Origin of the sequence: Psychrobacter sp. DAB_AL32B (genome assembly GCF_002224105.1) — a bacterium.
GTDB lineage: Bacteria > Pseudomonadota > Gammaproteobacteria > Pseudomonadales > Moraxellaceae > Psychrobacter.
Map to the genome: position 1 here is coordinate 1 of NZ_NEXU01000063.1, position 21847 is coordinate 21847.

At 42.0% G+C, this 21847-nt stretch carries 14 protein-coding genes; 3 read left to right on the forward strand and 11 right to left on the reverse strand.

Annotation, left to right across the window (positions count from 1 at the left end):
• From CAN34_RS07155 to CAN34_RS07170, 4 genes are all read right to left on the reverse strand, one after another.
• Nucleotides 1-373: adenosine deaminase (locus CAN34_RS07155; protein ID WP_368039470.1), on the reverse strand; the 373-nt coding region annotated here is incomplete at its 3' end.
• Between the two features lie 104 nt (nucleotides 374-477).
• Nucleotides 478-1002 carry a TPM domain-containing protein gene (locus CAN34_RS07160; RefSeq protein ID WP_089555065.1) on the reverse strand — a complete coding sequence of 175 codons (525 nt, stop codon included), beginning with the start codon at nucleotides 1000-1002 and terminating at the stop codon, nucleotides 478-480.
• Nucleotides 1003-1053: 51 nt separating this feature from the next.
• Nucleotides 1054-2229, reverse strand: coding sequence for a YgcG family protein (locus tag CAN34_RS07165; protein WP_089555066.1), 1176 nt, complete (start codon nucleotides 2227-2229; stop codon nucleotides 1054-1056).
• Between the two features lie 323 nt (nucleotides 2230-2552).
• Nucleotides 2553-3182 carry a LemA family protein gene (locus tag CAN34_RS07170; RefSeq protein ID WP_089555067.1) on the reverse strand — a complete coding sequence of 210 codons (630 nt, stop codon included), beginning with the start codon at nucleotides 3180-3182 and terminating at the stop codon, nucleotides 2553-2555.
• 934 nt (nucleotides 3183-4116) lie between these two features.
• On the opposite strand from CAN34_RS07170, the gene CAN34_RS07175 reads away from it, so the two are divergent.
• Nucleotides 4117-5664: a sodium:alanine symporter family protein gene (locus CAN34_RS07175; protein ID WP_079690947.1), complete on the forward strand. Its 1548-nt coding sequence runs from the start codon at nucleotides 4117-4119 to the stop codon at nucleotides 5662-5664.
• A 378-nt stretch (nucleotides 5665-6042) separates the two neighbouring features.
• On the opposite strand, the gene CAN34_RS07180 is transcribed toward CAN34_RS07175, so the two are convergent.
• The 3 genes from CAN34_RS07180 to CAN34_RS07190 all read right to left on the reverse strand — a co-directional run bounded on the left by CAN34_RS07180 (nucleotide 6043) and on the right by CAN34_RS07190 (nucleotide 7631).
• Nucleotides 6043-6651, reverse strand: a complete 609-nt coding sequence (locus CAN34_RS07180) for a fasciclin domain-containing protein (protein ID WP_089555068.1) — start codon at nucleotides 6649-6651, stop codon at nucleotides 6043-6045.
• A gap of 176 nt (nucleotides 6652-6827) precedes the next feature.
• Complete coding sequence (locus CAN34_RS07185; RefSeq protein ID WP_079690945.1) at nucleotides 6828-7070, reverse strand: fasciclin domain-containing protein; 243 nt, start codon at nucleotides 7068-7070, stop codon at nucleotides 6828-6830.
• A gap of 6 nt (nucleotides 7071-7076) precedes the next feature.
• Nucleotides 7077-7631 (reverse strand): fasciclin domain-containing protein, encoded by a 555-nt coding sequence (locus CAN34_RS07190; RefSeq protein ID WP_089555069.1) that lies wholly within the window; start codon nucleotides 7629-7631, stop codon nucleotides 7077-7079.
• A 762-nt stretch (nucleotides 7632-8393) separates the two neighbouring features.
• Between CAN34_RS07190 and metH the strand changes: the two genes are divergently transcribed.
• Entirely contained in the window at nucleotides 8394-12209 is a 3816-nt protein-coding gene (metH, locus tag CAN34_RS07195) for a methionine synthase (protein ID WP_089555070.1), read from the forward strand.
• A gap of 199 nt (nucleotides 12210-12408) precedes the next feature.
• Complete coding sequence (locus tag CAN34_RS07200) at nucleotides 12409-13338, forward strand: bile acid:sodium symporter family protein (protein ID WP_089555071.1); 930 nt, start codon at nucleotides 12409-12411, stop codon at nucleotides 13336-13338.
• Nucleotides 13339-13593: 255 nt separating this feature from the next.
• On the opposite strand, the gene CAN34_RS07205 is transcribed toward CAN34_RS07200, so the two are convergent.
• Genes CAN34_RS07205 through CAN34_RS07220 form a run of 4 tightly spaced genes read right to left on the reverse strand, consistent with a single transcriptional unit; the run spans nucleotide 13594 to nucleotide 21712 of the window.
• The gene (locus tag CAN34_RS07205) at nucleotides 13594-15165 is read right to left on the reverse strand and encodes an HNH endonuclease (RefSeq protein ID WP_089555072.1); all 1572 of its coding nucleotides are present in this window, start codon (nucleotides 15163-15165) and stop codon (nucleotides 13594-13596) included.
• Nucleotides 15166-15195: 30 nt separating this feature from the next.
• The gene (locus CAN34_RS07210) at nucleotides 15196-15348 is read right to left on the reverse strand and encodes a DUF2256 domain-containing protein (protein WP_089555073.1); all 153 of its coding nucleotides are present in this window, start codon (nucleotides 15346-15348) and stop codon (nucleotides 15196-15198) included.
• A gap of 45 nt (nucleotides 15349-15393) precedes the next feature.
• Complete coding sequence (locus tag CAN34_RS07215) at nucleotides 15394-15564, reverse strand: DUF2256 domain-containing protein (RefSeq protein WP_079690940.1); 171 nt, start codon at nucleotides 15562-15564, stop codon at nucleotides 15394-15396.
• 55 nt (nucleotides 15565-15619) lie between these two features.
• Nucleotides 15620-21712 carry a DNA repair ATPase gene (locus CAN34_RS07220; RefSeq protein ID WP_089555074.1) on the reverse strand — a complete coding sequence of 2031 codons (6093 nt, stop codon included), beginning with the start codon at nucleotides 21710-21712 and terminating at the stop codon, nucleotides 15620-15622.
• Nucleotides 21713-21847 lie beyond the last annotated feature (135 nt).

Consider the following 21847-nt stretch of genomic DNA (forward strand, 5'->3'; position numbering starts at 1 on the left):
TCTTAGCATCAGTGAGCGCTTCTTTGATGCCGGTTATCACTGTTTCAAAAGCAATGCCTCTTGAGGTATGCGTTTGCGGATCAAAGAATATCTCAGTATGAATGACATTATCTTCGACACACTTAAGAATGTATTCCCACGTCAAATCATAAAAATCATCTTTAGTGACAAGGACGTTTGCGCCCGCATAGTAAATATCTAAAAAGGTTTGCAGATTGGTGAAGTTATAGGCATTACGTACATCTTCTATGTCTTTATAAGGAATCTCTATATGGTTCTTTTTTGCCAATCTAAACATAAGCTCAGGCTCTAATGAGCCTTCAATATGTAAATGCAGCTCCGCTTTTGGCAGTTTTTTTATTAAATCGATCATAGTATTCCAGTAGTGATTTTTATATTGGCTCTCTATCGAGAAATATTTTCTTCAATGCTATATATCTATATATTTGTGCTTAAAAGGTACGTATCAGTCATTTTCTACTTCAAAAATACCACTGTATCAGATAGCTCATTACCTGCTGGATCATGTTCGAGATGATAGTACTGACGCAGCACTTGCCCAACTTCATCTAACAACTCAACCAAACTCTCTTCTGTTTTTTTATTGGCAATACTGGACACCGCTTTTTCGCACATCGCCTGCCATACTGTCGGACTAACATGAGTGCTAATACCGCGATCAGCGACGATTTCTAACGTATGCTCGCAAATATTAACATAGACCAAAACGCCAGTATTTTCTTCGGTATCCCATACCCGATACTCACTAAATAAATCAATAGCGCGATCACGACAGTTGATACGATAAGCTTCTTGGATAGGGAGATGGTTTTCTATAATTAAAAACACCTCACCACGATGGCCATTCTCCACGCGCGTCACTTGTTCTGACAACCGCGCTCTGGCTGCTGGCGTCAGCCATTTGCTATGCAGCATAGGGACAAAAAGTACTTGACGCCACCAACGAGCAAAACTTGTCTGTGACGAATTGCTTTTTACCATTATATTATTTCCTCAAGTACGCCATTACTGGCTGTCATCTAGTGTATAGGTTTACCAAGAACCGCCAGCGCCGCCGCCGCCGAAACCACCGCCGCCACCGCCAAAACCGCCGCCGCCGAAACCACCACCACCAAAGCCGCCGCCACCGCCGCCCATACCGGGTAGGAAGATCATACCGCCGCCTCTACGTCCGCCGCCGCGTCCACCTTTACCGCCACCACCGCCGCCGCGTGAAATCAAGAACAGCCATAAAAATATTGCCATGATGATGGTCATAAATAGACCGCCGCCCAATGCCAGTGAGCCTGCAACAAAACCACCTGCGGTAAGAATAGAACCAAATACGCGACCAAATATACTGGTAATAAAGCTACCAAATATCATCGCCATAATGAACAAGAAAATAGGTGATGGCAGCTCATCTGAGCCTTGCTGGGCATTACGTTCAGCCGCCTGTGCATCCGCACGAGCCAATACTTCAGGGTCAGCGGTCAGACGAGCACCAAGGGCGCTGACGCCTGCCAATATGCCAGCACCATAGTCATCTTGCTTAAATAAAGGGGTAATATCCTCACGAATAATACGATTCACCGCCGCATCTGGTAATACGCCTTCTAGTCCGTAACCCGTTAAAATATACATATCACGGTCATTGACAGCGACAACCATCAACAAACCATCATCGATGTCTTTATTGCCGAGCTGCCACTTCTCAGCAACCTGCAAAGCATAGTCAAAGATGGGCACACCGTTGGTAGTAGGCACAATGACAACCGCCGCTTGCGCTAATCCTTGCTGGTAAATCGTACGCAGCTGCGCCTCTAAGCGTTGTTTTTCTTGCGGGTTTAAGATATTAGCTTGATCAATAACAGGATTGTTTAATATAAGCTTATCGGCATCAACACTAGCGGCAGTTGACTGCACAGGCGGCTTTGTTGGAGCTCGCGTCGCTGCTACGCCCTCAGTATTAGCAGCATTGGGATTTATTGCCTCATTGCCGAGGATGGCTTCATTAATCGCTTCGTTACCTAATACGGCATCATTGATGGCTTCGTTGGACTCACCTGCTTTGGCAATAGCCACTAAGTCCTCGACACTACGGTTTTGCATGTTCGAGGGATTGTCAGTAGCAATGGTACTATCGTTGGGCGCCGCATGCAGCACAGACGCACTACTGATGCTTAGTGTGAATAATAATACTGATAAGAGTGTTTTTGAATTATTCATCTAATCTATACCGCCTCAAGTAACATCTGTACTAAATTAATTGGTGCAACAATATTAGCCGATACAACAATATTCATTGATATAGCAATAACAGCTTTCAAATGACGTTTTACTAACTCGCCCTCTTAGCATCATCTAAGAATATGAACATGCTATGAGATATAGATACCTATATGTATTCATATCAGCGCATAGTCATATCAACAAAAACGTGGCTAAGACGGGCATAAAAATTCAGTTTAATAAACCAAGTATTTAATAGATAAAGAGAGAATAAGCGCTCACCTTTAGCCATTACCCATTCGTTATCCATTCATCTGATTTTACTGAGCTTTCTCTGCATCATCACCGAAGTCAACACTTGGTGCGGTCGATATTTCCGCTTCATTAGCCACGCTAAAGTTTGGCTTGGCACTCATGCCAAATACTTTGGCAGTAATATTGGTTGGGAATTGACGCACCGTCGTATTGTAGCCTTGTACTTCTTGAATATAGCGGTTACGAGCGACGGCAATACGATTTTCAGTCCCTTCGAGCTGCGCTTGTAAGTCTTGGAACAACGCATCCGATTTTAGCTCAGGATAGCGCTCAGAGACTGCCATTAGGCGTGATAGCGCGCCAGTCATCTGTTCTTGCGCGGCGGCATAACGCTCCATCGCTTCAGGGTCGTTTAGTACCTCTGGCGTCACGGTAATACTACCAGCACGTGAGCGCGCTTCGGCCACTTGGGTAAAGACTTCTTGTTCTTGCTCAGCATACTGCTGCACGACTTTTACTAAGTTTGGCACCAAGTCTGCACGGCGTTGGTATTGGTTGACCACTTCTGACCACGAAGCGGTCACTTGCTCATCTTGAGCTTGAAGATTGTTATAACCACAACCGGTCAAACCAACGGTAGAAGTCGCTAATACAGCCGATAGCAACATAGGTTTTACAATAGATTTACGCGTCATTGTGGCGTCTCCTAATAATGATGAAAATCAAATAATGAATAACAAATTTTTAGTGTGGTTTTTTACTACTTTTTTGGATGCTATCTTAAATAGTACGAAACTATATAAGCTACTATTTCATAATGAGCTACTATTTCATAGCCTACGATATATTGTGCTAATAATGGCGCTATAACGCTTTTTTTACAATTCATCGTTACCAAAACACAACCGCAAGCAACGACTTGTAGCATAAGCTTGCGCTCTGTTTTGACTAAGTAACTTGATAAGCTTACTCATCACCTACTATTAATAAAACATTTAATATGGATACAAACAATGCCTACACCATAGTCCACGGCATTCTATCTCTCAATAACGCTTATCGAAATGACTATATAAATACTTGTAAGAAAAAAATTGTAGTAATTGGCGAAAAAATATGGCAAATTGCAGTTACGTAGCTGTACGGTTTGCACACATTTGGTAGTGGACTTATTTATTCGTTAGTACTAGCGAATGATTTATTTATCATTTAAAAGAATGAATAGACAGACAAATCATCGCTTTATGATTCTATTACGCAATTGTGCTCAGCCGATACCGCTCATAGTAAATCGAATACCGTCATGATGACGGATATTTAATATTATAACCGCCTGTTTTATCCATTGGTCTATTAATAACAGTGTTTAGGCTTATAACAGAACGACAAAACACCACGTTATATTGACAGTAAACAAGCGAGCATAGCCAAGCTTAGTAATAAGCCAAGCGGATAAATACAGACAACTACAGTCCATTCTTGGTGACTATGCACATATGAAGCTTAAAAGATAATTTTAAGTATATGCAAAAAGTTTGAGTGGCTAGCGTTAATAAGGATATTAAATCGTTAGCTCACTCTTTGCATCCTCATATATAGTCATTTTGAGACAGTTGAAGGAATAGATATATGGAAGGTTTAGTCGATTTAGTAAACGGAATTATTTGGAGCCCAGCATTAATTTACTTATGCTTGGGCGCAGGTTTATTTTACTCCATCATGACGCGCTTCGTACAAGTTCGTCTATTTGGTGAAATGATTAAATTACTATTCACTGGTAAGTCCAGTGCTGATGGTATTTCATCATTTCAGGCACTTGCCGTCTCGCTTGCTGGTCGTGTGGGTATGGGTAACATCGCCGGGGTAGCTGCTGCTATCGGCTTCGGTGGCCCAGGAGCCGTATTTTGGATGTGGGTTGTGGCGTTTTTAGGCGCATCTACCGCCTATGTTGAATCAACACTTGCACAGATTTATAAAGAAAAAGACGTTGTTACTGGCGAATACCGTGGTGGTCCTGCTTATTACTTCGAGCGAGCACTCGGTCAAAAATGGTATGGCATCCTATTCGCTGTTGCCTCTATCTTAGCCTGTGGTATATTCTTGCCAGGCGTTCAGGCAAACGGTGTTATCAGTGCCTTTGCTCAAGTGATGGGTGAAGGTACGATCATGAATGTCGGCGGCTTAGAAGTCGGCTCTATGCGTTTAGTGGCGCTAGGTATCATTCTCGTTATTCTAGGTATTATCATCTTCGGTGGTATTAAGCGTATTGCAACCTTTACTGAGTACGCCGTTCCTTTTATGGCGCTTGGTTATATTGCTTTAGCACTCATCATCATGTTCAGCAACTTCAGTTTGATCCCAGATGTATTTGGTTTGATCATTGGTGATGCATTTACTGCACAAGCTGGTTTTGGTGCGGCAATTGGTTGGGGTGTAAAACGTGGTATTTACTCTAACGAAGCGGGTCAAGGTACTGGCCCTCACGCTGCTGCTGCTGCTGAAGTTGAGCATCCATCACAGCAGGGTTTGGTACAAGCATTCTCAGTCTATGTAGATACATTACTAGTTTGTTCTGCTACGGCATTTATGATTTTATCTACTGGTATGTATAACATTCAAGGTACGTTACCAGATGGTCAGTTCATCCTCCAAAATGTAGCTGCTACTACTGAAATTAACTCACCCGCCTTTACGCAAATGGCGATGGAATCGGTATACGGTACCTTTGGTAATGTCTTTATCGCAATCGCTGTATTCTTCTTTGCCTTTACGACTATCTTGGCCTACTACTATATCGCTGAAGTGAACATTGCGTATCTAACCCGCTTTATCAGCCGCGGTGCTCATAAGAAAGGTGTTTTCTTAGTTAAAATCTTGATTATGGTTATGGTTTCATACGGCGGTCTTAACTCAGCAGGTTACATCTGGGACATCGGTGATATTGGTGTTGGCCTTATGGCTTGGCTTAACATTGTTGGTATCTTGGTCATCTTCTTTGTGGCTCGCCCAACGCTCACTATGCTTAAAGACTATGAAGCACAGCGTAAAGCTGGCGTGACACGCTATAGTTTTGATCCCGCTAAATTCGGTATCAAAAACGCGCCGTACTGGGAAGAGCGTCATCGCAAACAGATGGCAGCAATGAACAATGACCCTTTACATAAAGATCCCAAGTAAAAATCTCTAAAATAAATAATACTTACTAAGTTAGTAAAACCATTAAAAAAAAGCCCGTGACTATGCTCACGGGCTTTTTTAATTGCTTACCACTACTTATATTCTAATCAAGGAACAGTAAAATCGATATGTTAAGTCTGACATTTTTATAATGAGAGTCACTTTTTATAGGTATAAACTTGCTAGCTTGAAATGGATAAGCTTGGCTCAATGCTACAAAAAATCTACCACAGCAATATTCTACTTTTTTAAATGGTTTGAACCATGGCTGTTTATAACTTATTAATAGACAAAAAGAAGCCCAGCTCGATAGCTAGGCTTCTTAGATATTATTTATAATAAGGTGTTGTTTTTAATAAAACCTTATTTAGATAACAATTATTTAGGTAATAGTACGGTATCGATTACATGGACAACACCATTAGTCGCCATCATATCTGTTGCAGTAATAGTAGCTTTATTGCCACTTGCATCGGTAATAACATTATCAGAACCGATAGTAATGGTTTGACCATTAACCGTTTCGATAGCAGTGTCATAAGGAATGTCAGCTGCTTTCACTACCATAGGAACAACGTGGTACGGTAGTACGCTTTTTAGCAAATCGGTATTAGCCAATAACTCTTCTTTAGTAACGTCCAATTTAGTCAATACGGCAGCAAATGCGTCATCAGTTGGAGCAAATACTGTGTATGTGCCTGCGTCCATCATCATACCGTCAAGACCAGCAGCTTTCAATGCAGCAGTTAGTATTGATAAATCTGGGTTTGCAGCAGCCATTTCAGCAATACTTTGGGTAGCTGCTGCTTCAGGCATAGGTGCTGCATCAGCTTCTGCGACTGCTTCAGGAGCAACTTCTGGCTCAACGACTACATCAGTGGTCGCTTCTGGCTCTACTGGCTCGACAACAGCTTCTTTATCGTTACAAGCTGCTAATGAAATTGCTGCTGTCACGACTGCGATAGATAGTAAGTTTTTCTTTAACATAGATATTTCCTTATAGATGAAGAATGAGTTAAGTGATTTCCTTAACGAATCGTTTTTTTAACCAATGAAAATAGCAGCTGGCAGCTTATTTATTAAAATCATTAACCAGCCAGTCTGAACATTAAATCCGCTATATCAATAACTACGATTTTAACGGATTAATTTTTAATTGATGCTTATTTAGGTAGCAACACTGTATCGATCACGTGTACGACACCGTTATTGGCTTGTATATTAGCCATCATAATATTAGAGGTACGACCGCTAGTATCAGTAATCTGTTTTTTATCATGAAAGGTGATACTACTGCCGTCGAGCGTCTCTTGGTTGCCTGCCATGGTTTCATAAGCAAAGACTCGGTCATCCTTGATAAGATAATAAGTGAGTACTTCTATATTTTTTAATTTAAAATTTTCAATTAAAACTTATTTAGGTAATAGCACTCTATCAATCACATGTACCACACCGTTAGTAGCAGCGATATCCGTTTTTAGGATAGTGGCAGTGCGACCACTTTCATCCATTAGTTTGCCCTGATTCGTTACCATGAGCGTATCTTTGCTAAGCATAATGACATTACCCGGCATAACATCTTTCGCATATACTGGCGCGGCACCATTAATCACATGGTAACTTAAGATTTTAGTTAACAGCGGCTTATTAGCAAACAGTTGAGCTTTGCTCATGCCCGTCTCATTCAATACTTGCATAAAAGCCGCATTGGTTGGAGCAAGTACTGTAAAGTTAGCATTGGGATTAGACAACGCACCAGCTAAGTCTGCCGCCACTACCGCTTCAACGAGTAGCGAGAAATCAGGATTACTTTGTGCAATTTGTACCACGTTCATTTTTGCCATAGACTGACTGTGCATAGGCGCTTTCATTGCTGCGCTTTTTTGCGGCATCATGTTATTACAGGCGCTAAGTCCCGCTAATGATACTGCTAATGCACCGATGGTAGCAATTTTAGTAATTTTCATAATATTGTCCTTAATGATTGAGTGTGTCCTACTTTTTATTACTGTCTTATTTACCAATTAGCTTGTTCTTTTATCAGGCTAGCTGTTTAAACATCAGCTAATACTTAGTAGCTGATAGTCATTATCATCTGCTTATTAGTTAATGGCTATTACCATAGGCTTATTAAGTAAATCTTATAAACAACTAATCCTTCTAAACTTAAATTAACATATAAAATAACTTTATCAATTTGCATTTACGCTGTTTTTTGTAATATACGTGTAATTTTTGTCTATTTTTTAAGCAAATGTTTAATTTCATTTTGAAAGTAAAGACCTTTTGTGGCTATTAAAGATAATGATAGGCATTTGCGCTAATAGTATTTTCAAGTACGTCTTAAATAGATATAGGCAGTTCTACATAAAATCGATACGATTTTAATAAAGTAAATAGCCACGTGCTACTGTTATAAATTTTTCTTGCTTGCTGTTCGCAAGCGTGACAGAGGCTGCGAAAAATTTACTCCAGTAGCACTCGTATCGGTTTTAAAGTGAATCAACTATAGTATGACGAGTTATTTATAATGACTAAGCCTATATAAATAGTAGATAGCTGCTGAACGCTCCTTTTGTTAAGGATGAATAAGGACATACCTGCGAATGCGCCATTTTTCATGCTAGAATAATATGGATTTGCAACTTTTTTCTTTTAATGTTTTTACCCCGTTTCTTTATCTCCTCTTTTATAATATTGATAATATAAGCAGTGTTCCTATGACCTCGATGACCTCTCCTCAAACCAGTATCACCGTATCTTCTGACACGCCAGCTGTCGACAATGGCAACCCAAATGCCAATCCTAACGATTTCATATTGACACCGCCTGAGGTGTTCCCTTATAAAGCACAGCAGTTGACAGCACGCGCACGTATCACGGAACAGATGGCGTTACGAATTTTGATGCTTGATGGTGCGATGGGCACCCATATTCAGAATTATAAGCTTGAGGAAGCAGACTATCGCGGCGAGCGTTTTGCTGATATTAAGCAAGACGTGCGCGGCAATAATGATCTATTGGTGCTTTCGCAGCCGCATATGGTTAAAGAGATTCACCTTGCTCACCTTGAGGCGGGCGCTGATATTATCGAAACCAACAGCTTTAACGGTACGCGTCTGTCGATGGCGGACTATGATATGCAATATCTAGTTCCTGAGCTAAATAAAACCGCTGCCAAGATTGCCCGTGAAGCCGCTGATGAGTTCACTGCTAAGACACCTAATAAGCCACGTTTCGTCGCTGGAGTTATTGGTCCAACGTCGCGTACTTGCTCGCTATCGCCTGATGTTAATGATCCTGCCTTTCGTAATATCACCTTTGATGAGTTGGTGCTCAACTACCGTGAAGCGACATTGGCATTGATGGAAGGTGGCGTCGATCTCATTTTGATTGAGACCATTTTTGATACGCTAAATGCCAAAGCAGCGATTTTTGCTGTCACAGGCGTCTTTGATGATATCGGATTTGAATTGCCGATTATGATTTCAGGGACGATTACCGATGCGTCGGGTCGTACTTTATCAGGTCAAACCGCCGAAGCTTTTTATAACTCAATTCGCCATGCAAAGCCATTAACGGTTGGCTTTAACTGTGCACTTGGCGCTGATGCGCTACGTCCACATATTCAAACACTGTCGAATATCGCCAACACTTATGTATCAGCACATCCAAATGCGGGCTTGCCCAATGAGTTTGGCGAATACGATGAATCCGCCAAGGAAACTACGGCACTGCTTGAAGGCTTTGCCAAAGCAGGCATCCTAAATATCGTCGGCGGCTGTTGTGGTACAACGCCTGAGCATATTCGCCAAATCGCTAACATGGTGGCAAATTATCCGCCGCGCGTCATTCCTGAGATTGCGCCAGCTTGCCGTTTATCTGGACTTGAGCCATTTATCATTAAGCCTGATAGCTTATTCGTCAACGTCGGTGAGCGTACCAACGTTACCGGTTCAAAGAAATTCTTGCGTTTGATTAAAACCGAAGCCTATCTTGAGGCGCTCGATGTCGCCCGTGACCAAGTCGAAGGCGGCGCACAAATCGTCGATATCAACATGGACGAAGGCATGCTTGACTCCAAACAAGCGATGATTCATTTCGTCAACTTAGTATCGGGCGAGCCGGACATTAGCCGCGTACCCTTGATGATTGACTCCTCAAAATGGGACATTATCGAAGAAGGTTTGAAGCGCATCCAAGGTAAGTCTATCGTCAACTCTATCTCTTTAAAAGAAGGTCACGCTGAGTTCGTCGAGCGCGCAAAGTTATGCATGCGCTATGGTGCTGCTATTATTGTCATGGCATTTGATGAAGATGGACAAGCCGATACCTTTGAGCGCAAAACTCAGATTTGTAAGCGCAGCTATGACGTATTGGTTAATGAAGTAGGTTTCCCGTCTGAAGATATTATCTTTGACCCCAATATCTTTGCCGTGGCCACCGGTATCACTGAGCACAACAACTACGGTGCGGACTTTATCAACGCGACCAAATGGATTACGGAAAACTTGCCGAATGCCATGGTATCGGGCGGCGTATCGAACGTGTCGTTTAGTTTCCGTGGCAATCCAATCCGTGAAGCCATCAACTCGGTATTCCTTTATCATGCGATTCAAAATGGCTTAACCATGGGCATCGTTAACCCTGCCATGCTTGAGTTATATGACGATATTCCTAAAGAAGCACGCGATGCCATCGAAGATGTGATGCTCAACCGCAATCAAGGCGAGACTGGTCAAGATGCCACCGAACGGCTAATGACTATCGCTGAGAGCTATCAAGATGGTGGTAAGAAAAAAGACAGCACCGTCGACATGACTTGGCGCGAAGGCACAGTAGAAGAGCGCATTGCCCATGCGTTAGTAAAAGGTATCACTACCTTTATTGAAGCCGATACCAAAGAAGCGTGGGAGAAATATCCTAGACCACTAGAGGTCATCGAAGGGCCACTGATGGACGGTATGAATATCGTCGGTGATTTATTTGGTGCCGGTAAAATGTTTTTACCGCAAGTAGTCAAATCCGCTCGCGTCATGAAGCAATCAGTCGCGTGGCTCAACCCGTACATCGAAGCGGAAAAAGTAGAGGGTGAAAAGAAAGGCAAAATCCTCATGGCAACCGTCAAAGGTGACGTTCATGATATCGGCAAAAACATCGTCGGCGTGGTACTTGGCTGTAACGGTTATGACATCGTCGATTTGGGCGTGATGGTACCTTGTGAAAAGATCCTCGATACCGCACTCGCTGAAGAAGTCGATATCATCGGTCTATCAGGTTTGATTACCCCAAGTCTCGATGAGATGGTCTATGTCGCCAAACAAATGCAAGAACGCGGTATAACATTACCGTTGATGATTGGCGGTGCAACAACCTCTAAAGCACACACGGCTGTCAAAGTTGAGCCGCAATACCAGAACAATGGCGTCATCTATGTGGCAGATGCGTCGCGCTCTGTCGGTGTAGTGACTAAGCTGCTATCAAAAGAACACCGTCAAGGTTTGATCGATGAAACCCGCGCAGAATACATCAAAGTACGTGAGCGTCTCGCTAAGCGTCAACCAAAAGCCGCCAAAATATCCTATGCGGAATCAATCGACATTGGCTTTAAAGATGACTGGGACAACTATGTGCCGCCTGTGCCTAATAAATTAGGTCAGGTAATACTAGATGATTACCTCATCACCAATCTACTGCCTTATATCGACTGGACACCGTTCTTTATCTCATGGGGTCTTGCGGGTAAATACCCTAAAATATTGCAAGATGACGTCGTTGGCGAAGCAGCGCGTGATTTGTTTGATAATGCTAATGAATTGATGCAAAAGATGATTGATGAAAAGTTAATCGTGGCAAAAGGTGTATTCAAACTCATGCCAGCACGTCGTACTGGTGCGGATACTGTCACCGTTTATGACAATGACCCACAGCAAGGTGGCAGCCCAACCTATCAGTTTGAGCACTTACGTCAACAAAGTGACAAAGCCAGTGGTAAGCCGAACTTTAGCTTGGCGGACTTTATCTCGCCATCGGAAACTCATACTGACTATTTGGGTGGCTTTACCGTCTCCATCGTTGGTACAGAAGCGCTCGCTGAAAAGTATAAAGCCGCTGGCGATGACTATAATGCCATCATGACCCAAGCATTATCTGACCGCTTAGCAGAAGCCTTTGCCGAGCATTTGCATGAGCTGATTCGTAAAGAATATTGGGGCTATCAGGCTAACGAATCCTTAACCAATGATGAGATGATTAAAGAGAAATACGTCGGTATCCGTCCAGCGCCTGGCTACCCTGCCTGCCCTGAGCATACGGAAAAAGGTAAGCTATTCGAATGGATTGGTACGGGCGATGCTATCGGTACTATCTTGACTGAAAGCTATGCGATGTGGCCGGCGTCCTCGGTCAGCGGCTTCTATTACTCACATCCTGACAGTGAATACTTCAACGTCGGTAAAATCAGCACCGATCAATTAGAGAGTTATGCTGAGCGTAAAGGCTGGGATATGAAAACTGCTGAGAAGTGGTTAAATCCGAATTTATAGGAATGAAGTTCAGTTAACTCATAAACATCTGATAATTATGTTTGGCTTACTTATTTAATATAAGTAAGCCATTTTTTATAGAGTAATAGCCTGCTTCACGTCAGCAAACTTATCGCTACCTTGATAACAAAATACTTTTATCATTTCCTGCCTATATACATGCTAGATTATTATCTACTTCACTATTTTGAGAAAGGTTATGAAACAAATTGCTCTACTTTCTAGTTGGATTGGTAAAACTTTTGCAATTTGGGCATTAGTCAGTGCCGTCTTAGGATTTATTTTTCCTGCATTCTTTGCATCGTTGGCTTTCTTAATCGTCCCCATACTGGGTATCATCATGTTTGGCATGGGCATGACTCTGAAGACGGAAGACTTTGTAGAAATCGTCAAGCGTCCTAAACCTGTATTGGTAGGGCTGCTAGCGCAGTTTACCTTGATGCCATTGATTGCCTACTTGCTAACCGTCATCTTTAATCTTGATCCTTTAATCGCCGTTGGCGTTATCTTGGTTGGTTGTTGCCCTGGCGGTACGTCTAGTAACGTGATTACTTTCCTAGCAAAAGGTGATGTGGCGTTAAGTGTTGCCATTACTTCTATATCTACCCTGCTTGCGCCATTTTTAACCCCTATTTTATTAAATGTGTTTGCCGGTCAGCTGATTGATATTGATTTAGCCAGTATGATGCTAACCATTACTAAAATTGTTATTTTACCGATATTATTAGGGGTTATTTTCCACAAATTTTTGGGTAAGAAAATCGAATTTGCTGTCGAGATATTACCGATGATTTCGGTATTGGGTATCTCAATTATCATCGCTGCCGTTGTCGCGGTTTCTAAAGCAACTATTTTAGACAGCGGTGCTATCGTCTTTATCGTCGTTGCCCTACACAATATGCTGGGTTATACCTTAGGGTATCTAATCGCTCGCTTATCCGGCTTCACTGAGAAGCAACGCCGTGCCATTATGATTGAAGTGGGTATGCAAAACTCTGGGCTTGGTGCTGCACTGGCTGCGACTTATTTTAACCCTGTCGCTGCCCTCCCTAGTGCGATATTTAGTGTGTGGCATAACTTTAGCGGCGCATTGGTTGCAAATATTTTTGCTAAGAGGGATGGTAAGTAAGTAACGGTTTTATTGCTTGTGTCTTGATTGTGAATGCTTTAACTTTGATGAATTCAGTTATGATAAGTCAAAGAGTCATGCTGAGTATAAAGCCTAAGATATGAAGACGGCTGAGAAGTGGTTAAATCCGAATTTGTAGAGGTATTAAGAATTTTAAAAAGGGATTCTCAATATTGAGAATCCCTTTTTAAAATTATCATAGCTACTGAAAGATTTGTTTAGATGTTTTCCAAAAACTACGTCACACAACAAACATTACTCGAGCAAAAATTCAATCCTAGTTTCACTATCCTCATTCGGTATAAGCTCAATCGTGAAAGAATCAGTTTTACCAATTCTATTGGCTTCTGCACTAAAATTGCTAAACTTCATCTTACGATTTGGCAGTTTGAACGTGTTCTTGAAAACTCTCAGGTATTCTTCATCATGACTTGTATATTCAAGCTCAAGACTTGGATTATCTACTAATATATTAACTTCCTCTCCACTTATACCACTTAATTGCAATGTTGGATTTGTCTTAATATCTTTTTTTAGATGAACTTTATGTTCGAAAAGAGTATCGTAAACTTCAAGTATTTGCTCATAATCTTTCTCTGAGATTATGCTATCTAAACAGATAAAAGCTTCATAATTCAAATAATCACAAATTTTATAAGCCTTATAAATATAATTTAATAACCACTTGATATGTTTAATATCATCATTGTCTGAAGCATTATTTATTTTAGCTTTAGCAAGAAAGGTATGAGTTTCAGAGGTAAACAAACCAATACTAGCATTCTCGTTGTCGCAAATCTCATTAATTAGGATGTATAGATCTTCTAATTTGCCTAGTGACCTTATATCTTTACCATTCCAGTCATCAAAACAAAAACTCATATTAAAATTTTGAACAACATCAATAATGGAATCATCAAACATAGGCATACCAATTACTTCAAATTTAAAATAACGTTCTAAGCCTCCTATGAAACTTATCGCTTTTAACCCATGAGTAAGATAACCATCAACTTTTACAACAGTTTTATTTCTATCTGAGTCCTGATACGGAACTTTTATATATGCATTAACTTTGTTTATTCTTTTAATTGATACTTTTTTGAAATCAATACCAGTATCGTTTAGCAACTTATTTATAAGACTAGAATCACTTGAAAAATCTATATCTCCATCAATCTCACAATTTAATCCATGCAAAATCAAGTCTTTATATTTTCTTATATTACTGTTATTTGAAAAGTCCTTGATGCTGATCGTTGGTACATACGAATCATCCTTCGGTTCTACGTTATATACTATTGCTTCATTATCGAACTTAGTCGATAATTTTAACCTGTTATCTAAAATCCCTAAGGTTTGAACAACACTTCCATGAACATTGCTTAGAGCATTATTTATCGAGCTTAAGGGCATTATACTCAATAGTGATTGTTGAGATTCTTTGATGTCCTTGTCTGTTTTGTATTTTGTACCAAGACTTTTACTAGTATGTTCCTCAGCACTTACTTTCCAATTTATGAGCATCTCTACTGGGTAAGTTTTAGGCTCTCTATCGATTATTTTATGACAAATCGAACATAACCAAATACCGTTCTTAAAAGATTTTATATCTTTTGCTGTCATTTCGTCATTGAATCTAGGCCCTCCAGAACTTGCTGCGCATATATGAGCAGCTTCTCCTATTACAGTTCTATTATCAATAGTCTCTAAATTTGCAGCAACTGTATTTTTTCGGCATTCAGGGTTTGAGCATAGATTAGCTACTCTATCTCTTAATTTTCGTCTAGTTGATTCTGTAAAGTCATTATCTTTAGCTCTAGCCATTTTATACCCTCAAATTTATATTGAAAACTCTTAAGTTTTATCTTCAGAATTTTTCCCACGCCGACACTTCTCAGAACAATAAATCACTTGTTCCCAATCCTTTTCCCACTTTTTACGCCAACTAAACGGACGCTGGCAAACGGGGCAGATTTTTTGCGGTAAGTTTGCTTTTTTGTGTGCCATCGTCTGCCTCCTTATTCCCGTATACTTCTAACTGACTATTAACGCCTATCTATCTTCTTTTTGATGATCCAACCCTTCATACTTTTTTACGCGGCGACATTGGTCGGAGCAATAGACCATGCTTTCCCAGTTTTTATCCAACTTTTTAGTCCAGCTAAACTCACGCTCGCAGACGGGACATTCTTTTTTACGGACGTTCTTTTTCTTATGCGCCATATTTTTCTCAGTGGTTTATTTCATATATCAGTAGTTTACATCCATTACCAACACCCTAGTCATAATCATCAAATATTTTATTCAGTCGATTGAGGCTATTGACGATTAATTTGCCTGATTGATCGGTACTACTATCAATGGCCAGTTTTTCATCCATGCGCATATTGAGTGGTTCTAACGCTTGCTTAAGTGCGTTTGCCATGAGTACAGTTTGCTGATGAATATCAGGAATATCGCTATCTGCTGTTTGATTCTCATCATTCTTAAGCAGGCTTTCCGTTAAGCTATTAGACAAGCCATCAGCCATTTTATGCGCCAGTTGTTCAACCGCATCGACCAGCTGTACCATCAGCTGTTTCTGCATCTCTTGGCTTTGCTTGAGCTGCTCACCTTCGGCTTTATGATCATGCTTATAGATTTGCATCAGCTGATTGATGCTTTTCTCAAAGCCATTATCGATGCTGTCGCTGACCACTTTGGCGTTATCTACAAAACCCGTGATAAAGCTATCGGCGAGGATTTTTTGTGATTCTAGTTGAGCGTCGATTTTCACTTGTTGTCCCGCTTCTCGTAAGCGAGCAATTTCCTCAGGGTTATTTTGGGTGAGGTATTTTTCAAACTGACTACTGATAGCGTTAAAGCCGCTGGCCAAGTCGACCAACTGGGCGACGATACGTGCACCAGTATCGCCGTCTTCACCGCCCATGGCTTTGTTACGTAAGAAATCCGTTTTGATTTTCGCCCAACGCTGTGCTTCTTGCTCGGTTAGCTCACCGCGCATCTCGCTAAGTTTGAGCAGGTTGCTTTCTGCTCCTGTGGTCAATAGCTGCGACTCGCCCAGATAGTGATCATCTATCAGTTGATTGAGCTCATTATCATTCATGACCGCCGAGAGTTTTTCGGTCATTTTATTCATGTTGCGGTAACTGCCTTGCAGCTTAAATATCGGCTCAACGCGATATTTATCATCTTGCGAAGCAGAAGCAATGTAGGCTTGATTAACATTCAAAATGACTTTTTGCACGGTAAACATATGGCGCAAGATAGCGATAATCTCGTTAATCTCTGAGCTGCTATAGGGATAAGTCAACTCGCTACTTTGTACTTGGGCGAGATTTACATTATCCGCTTTCGCCATTTTAATGAGGCGATGCACATCTGCTAGATCACGATTGGCAAGTGGCGCAAGTACAGCGTTAGAAGTTAACGAGTTTTCGATATAACTCAGTGCGAATATCTCTTCCATACCACTCATGATATCGCCTAAATTATAAATATCAGAACGGTTAGCGAGCATATCAGGGACTTTAAAGGCTTCACCGCTTTCGGTATAGGGATTACCTGCCATGACTACGCAGAACTTTTTACCACGCATGTCATAGGTTTTAGTTTTTCCTTGCCAGACGCCATCGATACGGCGCGTACCATCGCCGAGTGAGATGAATTTCTGCAAAAATTCGGCATGGGTATGCTGAATATCATCGAGATAAAGCATGACGTTATTGCCCATCTCAAAGGCTAAGTTTATTTTATTCAGCTCTTCTCGTGCAGTGGCATTAGGCGCTTTTTCAGGGTCTAACGAGGTGACATCATGACCGAGTGAAGGACAATTAATCTTCATAAAGATTAGCCCCAAACGATTGGCGACGTATTCCATCAAGGTCGTTTTACCATAACCTGGCGGCGATATCATCATCAGGATACCCATCAAGTCGGTACGCTTATCTTCGCCTACGGTGCCCATCTGCTTAGCAAGGTTGTCGCCGATTAACGGCAAATAGCTCTCATTGATCAAACGGTTACGCACAAATGATGATAAGGGACGCGGCATAAACTCATCAAGTCGCAACGCTTCTTTGGCATCGCGCAAGATTTCTGAGCGCAGAGCTAGGTAACGTCTATAGGCAGGAATAACCTGCGTATCATGATGATGCAAACGACTCAAGAAATCATCAACGGCAAAGGTTAAGGTTTGATGTTGGATACGCTGATGCTCACCTAGTAGATGCTTGACCTGACTCTCAAGCGATACTTTACCTGTGCTGCGCTCAAAGCTGGCGACTTGATTCAGCGGATTATTGAGACTGGTCAGCGAAGTCGATGAAGAGGTCGATGAAAACGAAGTGCTCGTTGCCCCTTTATCAATGTTATCAAAGCTTATCCCTGACTCGATAAGACGCTGTACCAAATTTTCCTTTTGACCATCATTGAGTTGAGTGAGTAAGACGGTAATCGCTTCCGGCACATAATGGCGACCACTTGCTAACTGCTGCTGGCGTAAGGTTTTTTCTTCCTCGATTTTGGCCTGCTGTTCTTCACTAAGCGCATTATCGCCGCTTGACTCGCTCTGACTGTCAGCCGTTTCGGCATTGCCATACATTTGGTCAAGTAGCGCATGGAACCATGTAGCCAGCAATTCATAGGCCGATTTGGGCTGCAATCCAAGCTTGCCAACTGAGGATTGTAATTGCTCAAAGCCTGCGCCATTTTGCGCGTTTCCTGATGAACTATTGAGAGTTTTATTCAACTGCTCGCACAACTGCTGGGCTTGTTGGCTAGTCTGCCACTCGATATTGCCATTGGGCGTACTGACTTGACCCATGACGCTGACCAAATATTCACTGGCAAGCTGGACATGGCTTTGCTGAAAGACAGTAGTATTATTAAAAAGAGTGGCTTTATGAATTTGATTGGTTTCTAAATCTGAGCTGTCCTCTAAACCAAATTTATCGTCACTATAAGCGGCAACAAAGTTACGCATTACGTGCGTCATGTCTTCAACCAACAGCGCTTTGGCGGTATCACTACCTAACGTACGGCGCAGTTGTTCAGCGGTGATGGCTCTATCTGTCCAGTTACTCACTCGCGTTAGTACGGACTCATTTAACCAAGCATCATAACCAAATTGCTGTAGTGCTTCTAAGCCAAGTGCTTGTACGAGGCTCAATTGCCAATAGAATAATTGCGCCAACGCCCGTACTTGCGGGGTATAAATTAGCAAACCCGCTTCACGTAGCGTGGGTAATATTTGCAGCAATAACAGCGTGGCATCGTGGTCATGAATACCTTTGTCATAACCGAGCTGATAACGCGGCGTCGCATAAGCTCTGACCAGTTTAGGTAGCGGACTGTCTTCGTCTATCTCACCCTTGCTATCGAAAGTTAACAGCGTCTCATCGTAAGCCTGATATAAGCGCGCTTCGGTCAGTCCGTCTTGACTGTTTTTAGCACTCTCAATAACGCTATAAGCTAAGTATTCTGCGCGGTACACGGTATCGGACTCTGAGGCCCTATTCATATCCCAATACGGACGTAAAGCGTTCAGCTCGGCATTATTAAGTACTTCGTAATAGTCAGTGCCGGTTAGGTGCAAATTCAGTACGCGCGCGCCATTTGACTGCTGACGACTGAGTAAAGTCAAATCTAATGGTTGGGTATTGACTGAAAAACGGTGCTTGCCCAATTTAATAATCTGACCGCCATCTTCAAATAAATCAGACTTATCTTTTAGACTCTTATAGCTCTCAATTTGTATGGCTTTAAGGCGTGCGTCTATGTCATCTGCTTTGACGCTAAAACCCATCGCTTGTAGGTCTTTGGCGATAGCGCGTACTTTTTGTACCAGTCCGTCTGATGCAAAGTAAGTATTGAGCGCATCTTCTTCTTTAAATCCTGTGACCCCCGTACTTTGGGTACGTTTTTTGATACTCTCAAGCATACGCAATGCGCCATCACCTAAATTCTGGGCTTTGCGGTTACGCGCATCGAGCAGTTGCTGCTTATGATTTTCAAAGGTTTCGTAAATCTCTTCACGCTTACTGATAATATCGGCTAAAAACTGATCACCGCTGTTGGTTTCTGGATCGGCAAACTGGCTTTCTAGCTCTTCTAATTGCACCAGTAATTTTGCCATTTGCTCGTCTGACTTCTCGGGCGTATTGGCAATCGATAAGGCATTGGCAATCGATTGACCAAACAGTTTAAATTGCGCGCCAAATTGAGCAACGGCTTCGGCAGAACCGAGATTTTTGCGCTTGTGATTGAGTTTGGCTTTGCTTTGATTTAATCGAGCATAAATAGCAGAAATATCATCAATGATTTGCGTACGCACGGTCGCATCGGCAACGTCTAATGTGCCTAGTAGCTCAGTCAGCAGGTCTAAACCTTGCGCCGTTTCATCGATTTGTTCTAGGACGGGTTTTAGCTCGCTATTGGTTTCAGCGGTATTTAAGCGTTCACTGACATCAGCTAAAACGCCTTCGTAGCTTGATAACGCATCATCAGCACTTAAATATTGCACCGTTTGTTCAGCAAGCTCAGCCTCGGACAGCTCCAATTGACTTTGCAACGCTTTAAGCTTATCGCCGTCTAAATAACGCAAGTCCTCTAAGCTAACCAAATGGCCTTTTTGGCGTCTAATCGCAGACAACTGATCGACATAGTCGCTTGCCGACTCAAAGGTGGTGGTTTTTATTTGCCGCAAGATGTCGTTTTGTTTTTCTTCAGCATTGCTCAGCGCATTTTGGGTTTGCTTTTGGATGCTTTGTACTTTGGCAAACTCGTCAATGACCAGCTCAGCGGTGGCGGTGACTTCTTTAATACTGCCCGCAACCTCATCAAGCTCAGGCTCTGATAGCCAATAATAACTATCAAAAAGGCGGCTGGTATTGTCTGCAAGCTCTTCATAGAGTTTTTGTGAGACGCTTTGGTTGTCGATGAGGCGGGTGATGCTATAGAGATCGGAGATACCGCGTACCAATTCTTTATTACCGATTTTACCGTAAAAACTGGTACTTTCAGGCAGCTCACTCACATACTCAGGTGACGCATAAGGGGTATGCCATATCTGCATCGGGTGGATGCGCGACGCTTCACTTTGATCGCTAAACAATACCAAGCGACCATCTTCAGCGAGTGCCATACCGTTACAGTAAATGGGATTGGCCAATTGCTTTTTAATCAAGTTATATGGAAACAATCCTGTGACGCCTTTAGCGACATCGTAGAATAAGAAGAGAACGTCTTCACCGTTTGGTGAGACAATTTTACGCTTAAATTGTAAGTTTTTAGCACCGGCATGATTGGCATCAAACAACTTATGCTCGCCTGTTTGTAAGTAATAACCGCCAGGGAAAATAATGCCGTGATCCTCAGGCAGCTGCACACATGATTGTCCAATAACATCTAAGCGCAGCACGGCTTCGGTCAAGGTGTTATACACAAAATAGCGGTAACTGTCTTCTCGATACGGCAACACTTTGAGTAAAATTAAACTGCCCACTTTGGCATAAGCAATATCTGCATCGGTCAATGACTGGGTACGATCATTCACAGGCTCGCTATAAATACCTTGTCCTGATTGCGTATTATCCTCAATCTTAATGGTTAGATCGCCACCGACGGTTTCGACAAATATCGTATCTAAGATATTCATATGCGGATATTTGCCATTGATCATCTGATCACGCGTGGTTTCTATCCAATCAAAATCATAGGCAGGCGGCAGCTCAATATCGCGCTCACCACGATTATCCACATAAGCCACTTGCGCAGCCTCTGGCACGCTTTCACTAAAATCCAAGGCAAAACGAAAGACGCGAATATCGCTGATACGCTCACCAATCTGAAACGCCATCAGTAATTTACTGTCTTTGGCCGTCAGCTGGATTAGCCGCGTTTGTTTGTAATATCGATATAACTCATTGAAGTCTTGGACAAAGGCATCTTGATCTAAAAACGTGTTTTTTAATTCTACTTCCTCGAGTTGGTATTCTTCTTCGCCCTCTGCTGGCTCACTCAAACGATATAGCGAGAGCACATCTTTGATATTACTCGCACGTTTGAGACCCATAAATACATTGTAGCCAAATAGCAGGTACTCGCCTACTTGTACCATATCTTGCGCCACACAGTTATATTCGGTACGAATACGTGTGCGAGCAATGACTTGCATCTGGGTGCTGCCAAATTCTTGCAGGCGCGCATGATTCAGCTTGGCAGTTTGTTGCTCTAGACGACTGCCTTGCTCTGTGAGGCGTTTTTTAATAAGCTCATAAGCATTACCTGAAGCAACCGCCTGATCTGTTTGCTCGGCTTTATTATGTTGGTCTTTGCTACCTGAATCGATTGAATTCTGCGTATCCGCCATCGTTGCTCGTCCATTTTTATTTTTAGGCAATAAGATAAATCTAAGGAATTTTTTGAATTAAATAAGCACTTGGCTAATCTAAAAAAACAATTAATCACTGCCGGTTTTTTTAGATTAACCAACTCACTGTCAGGG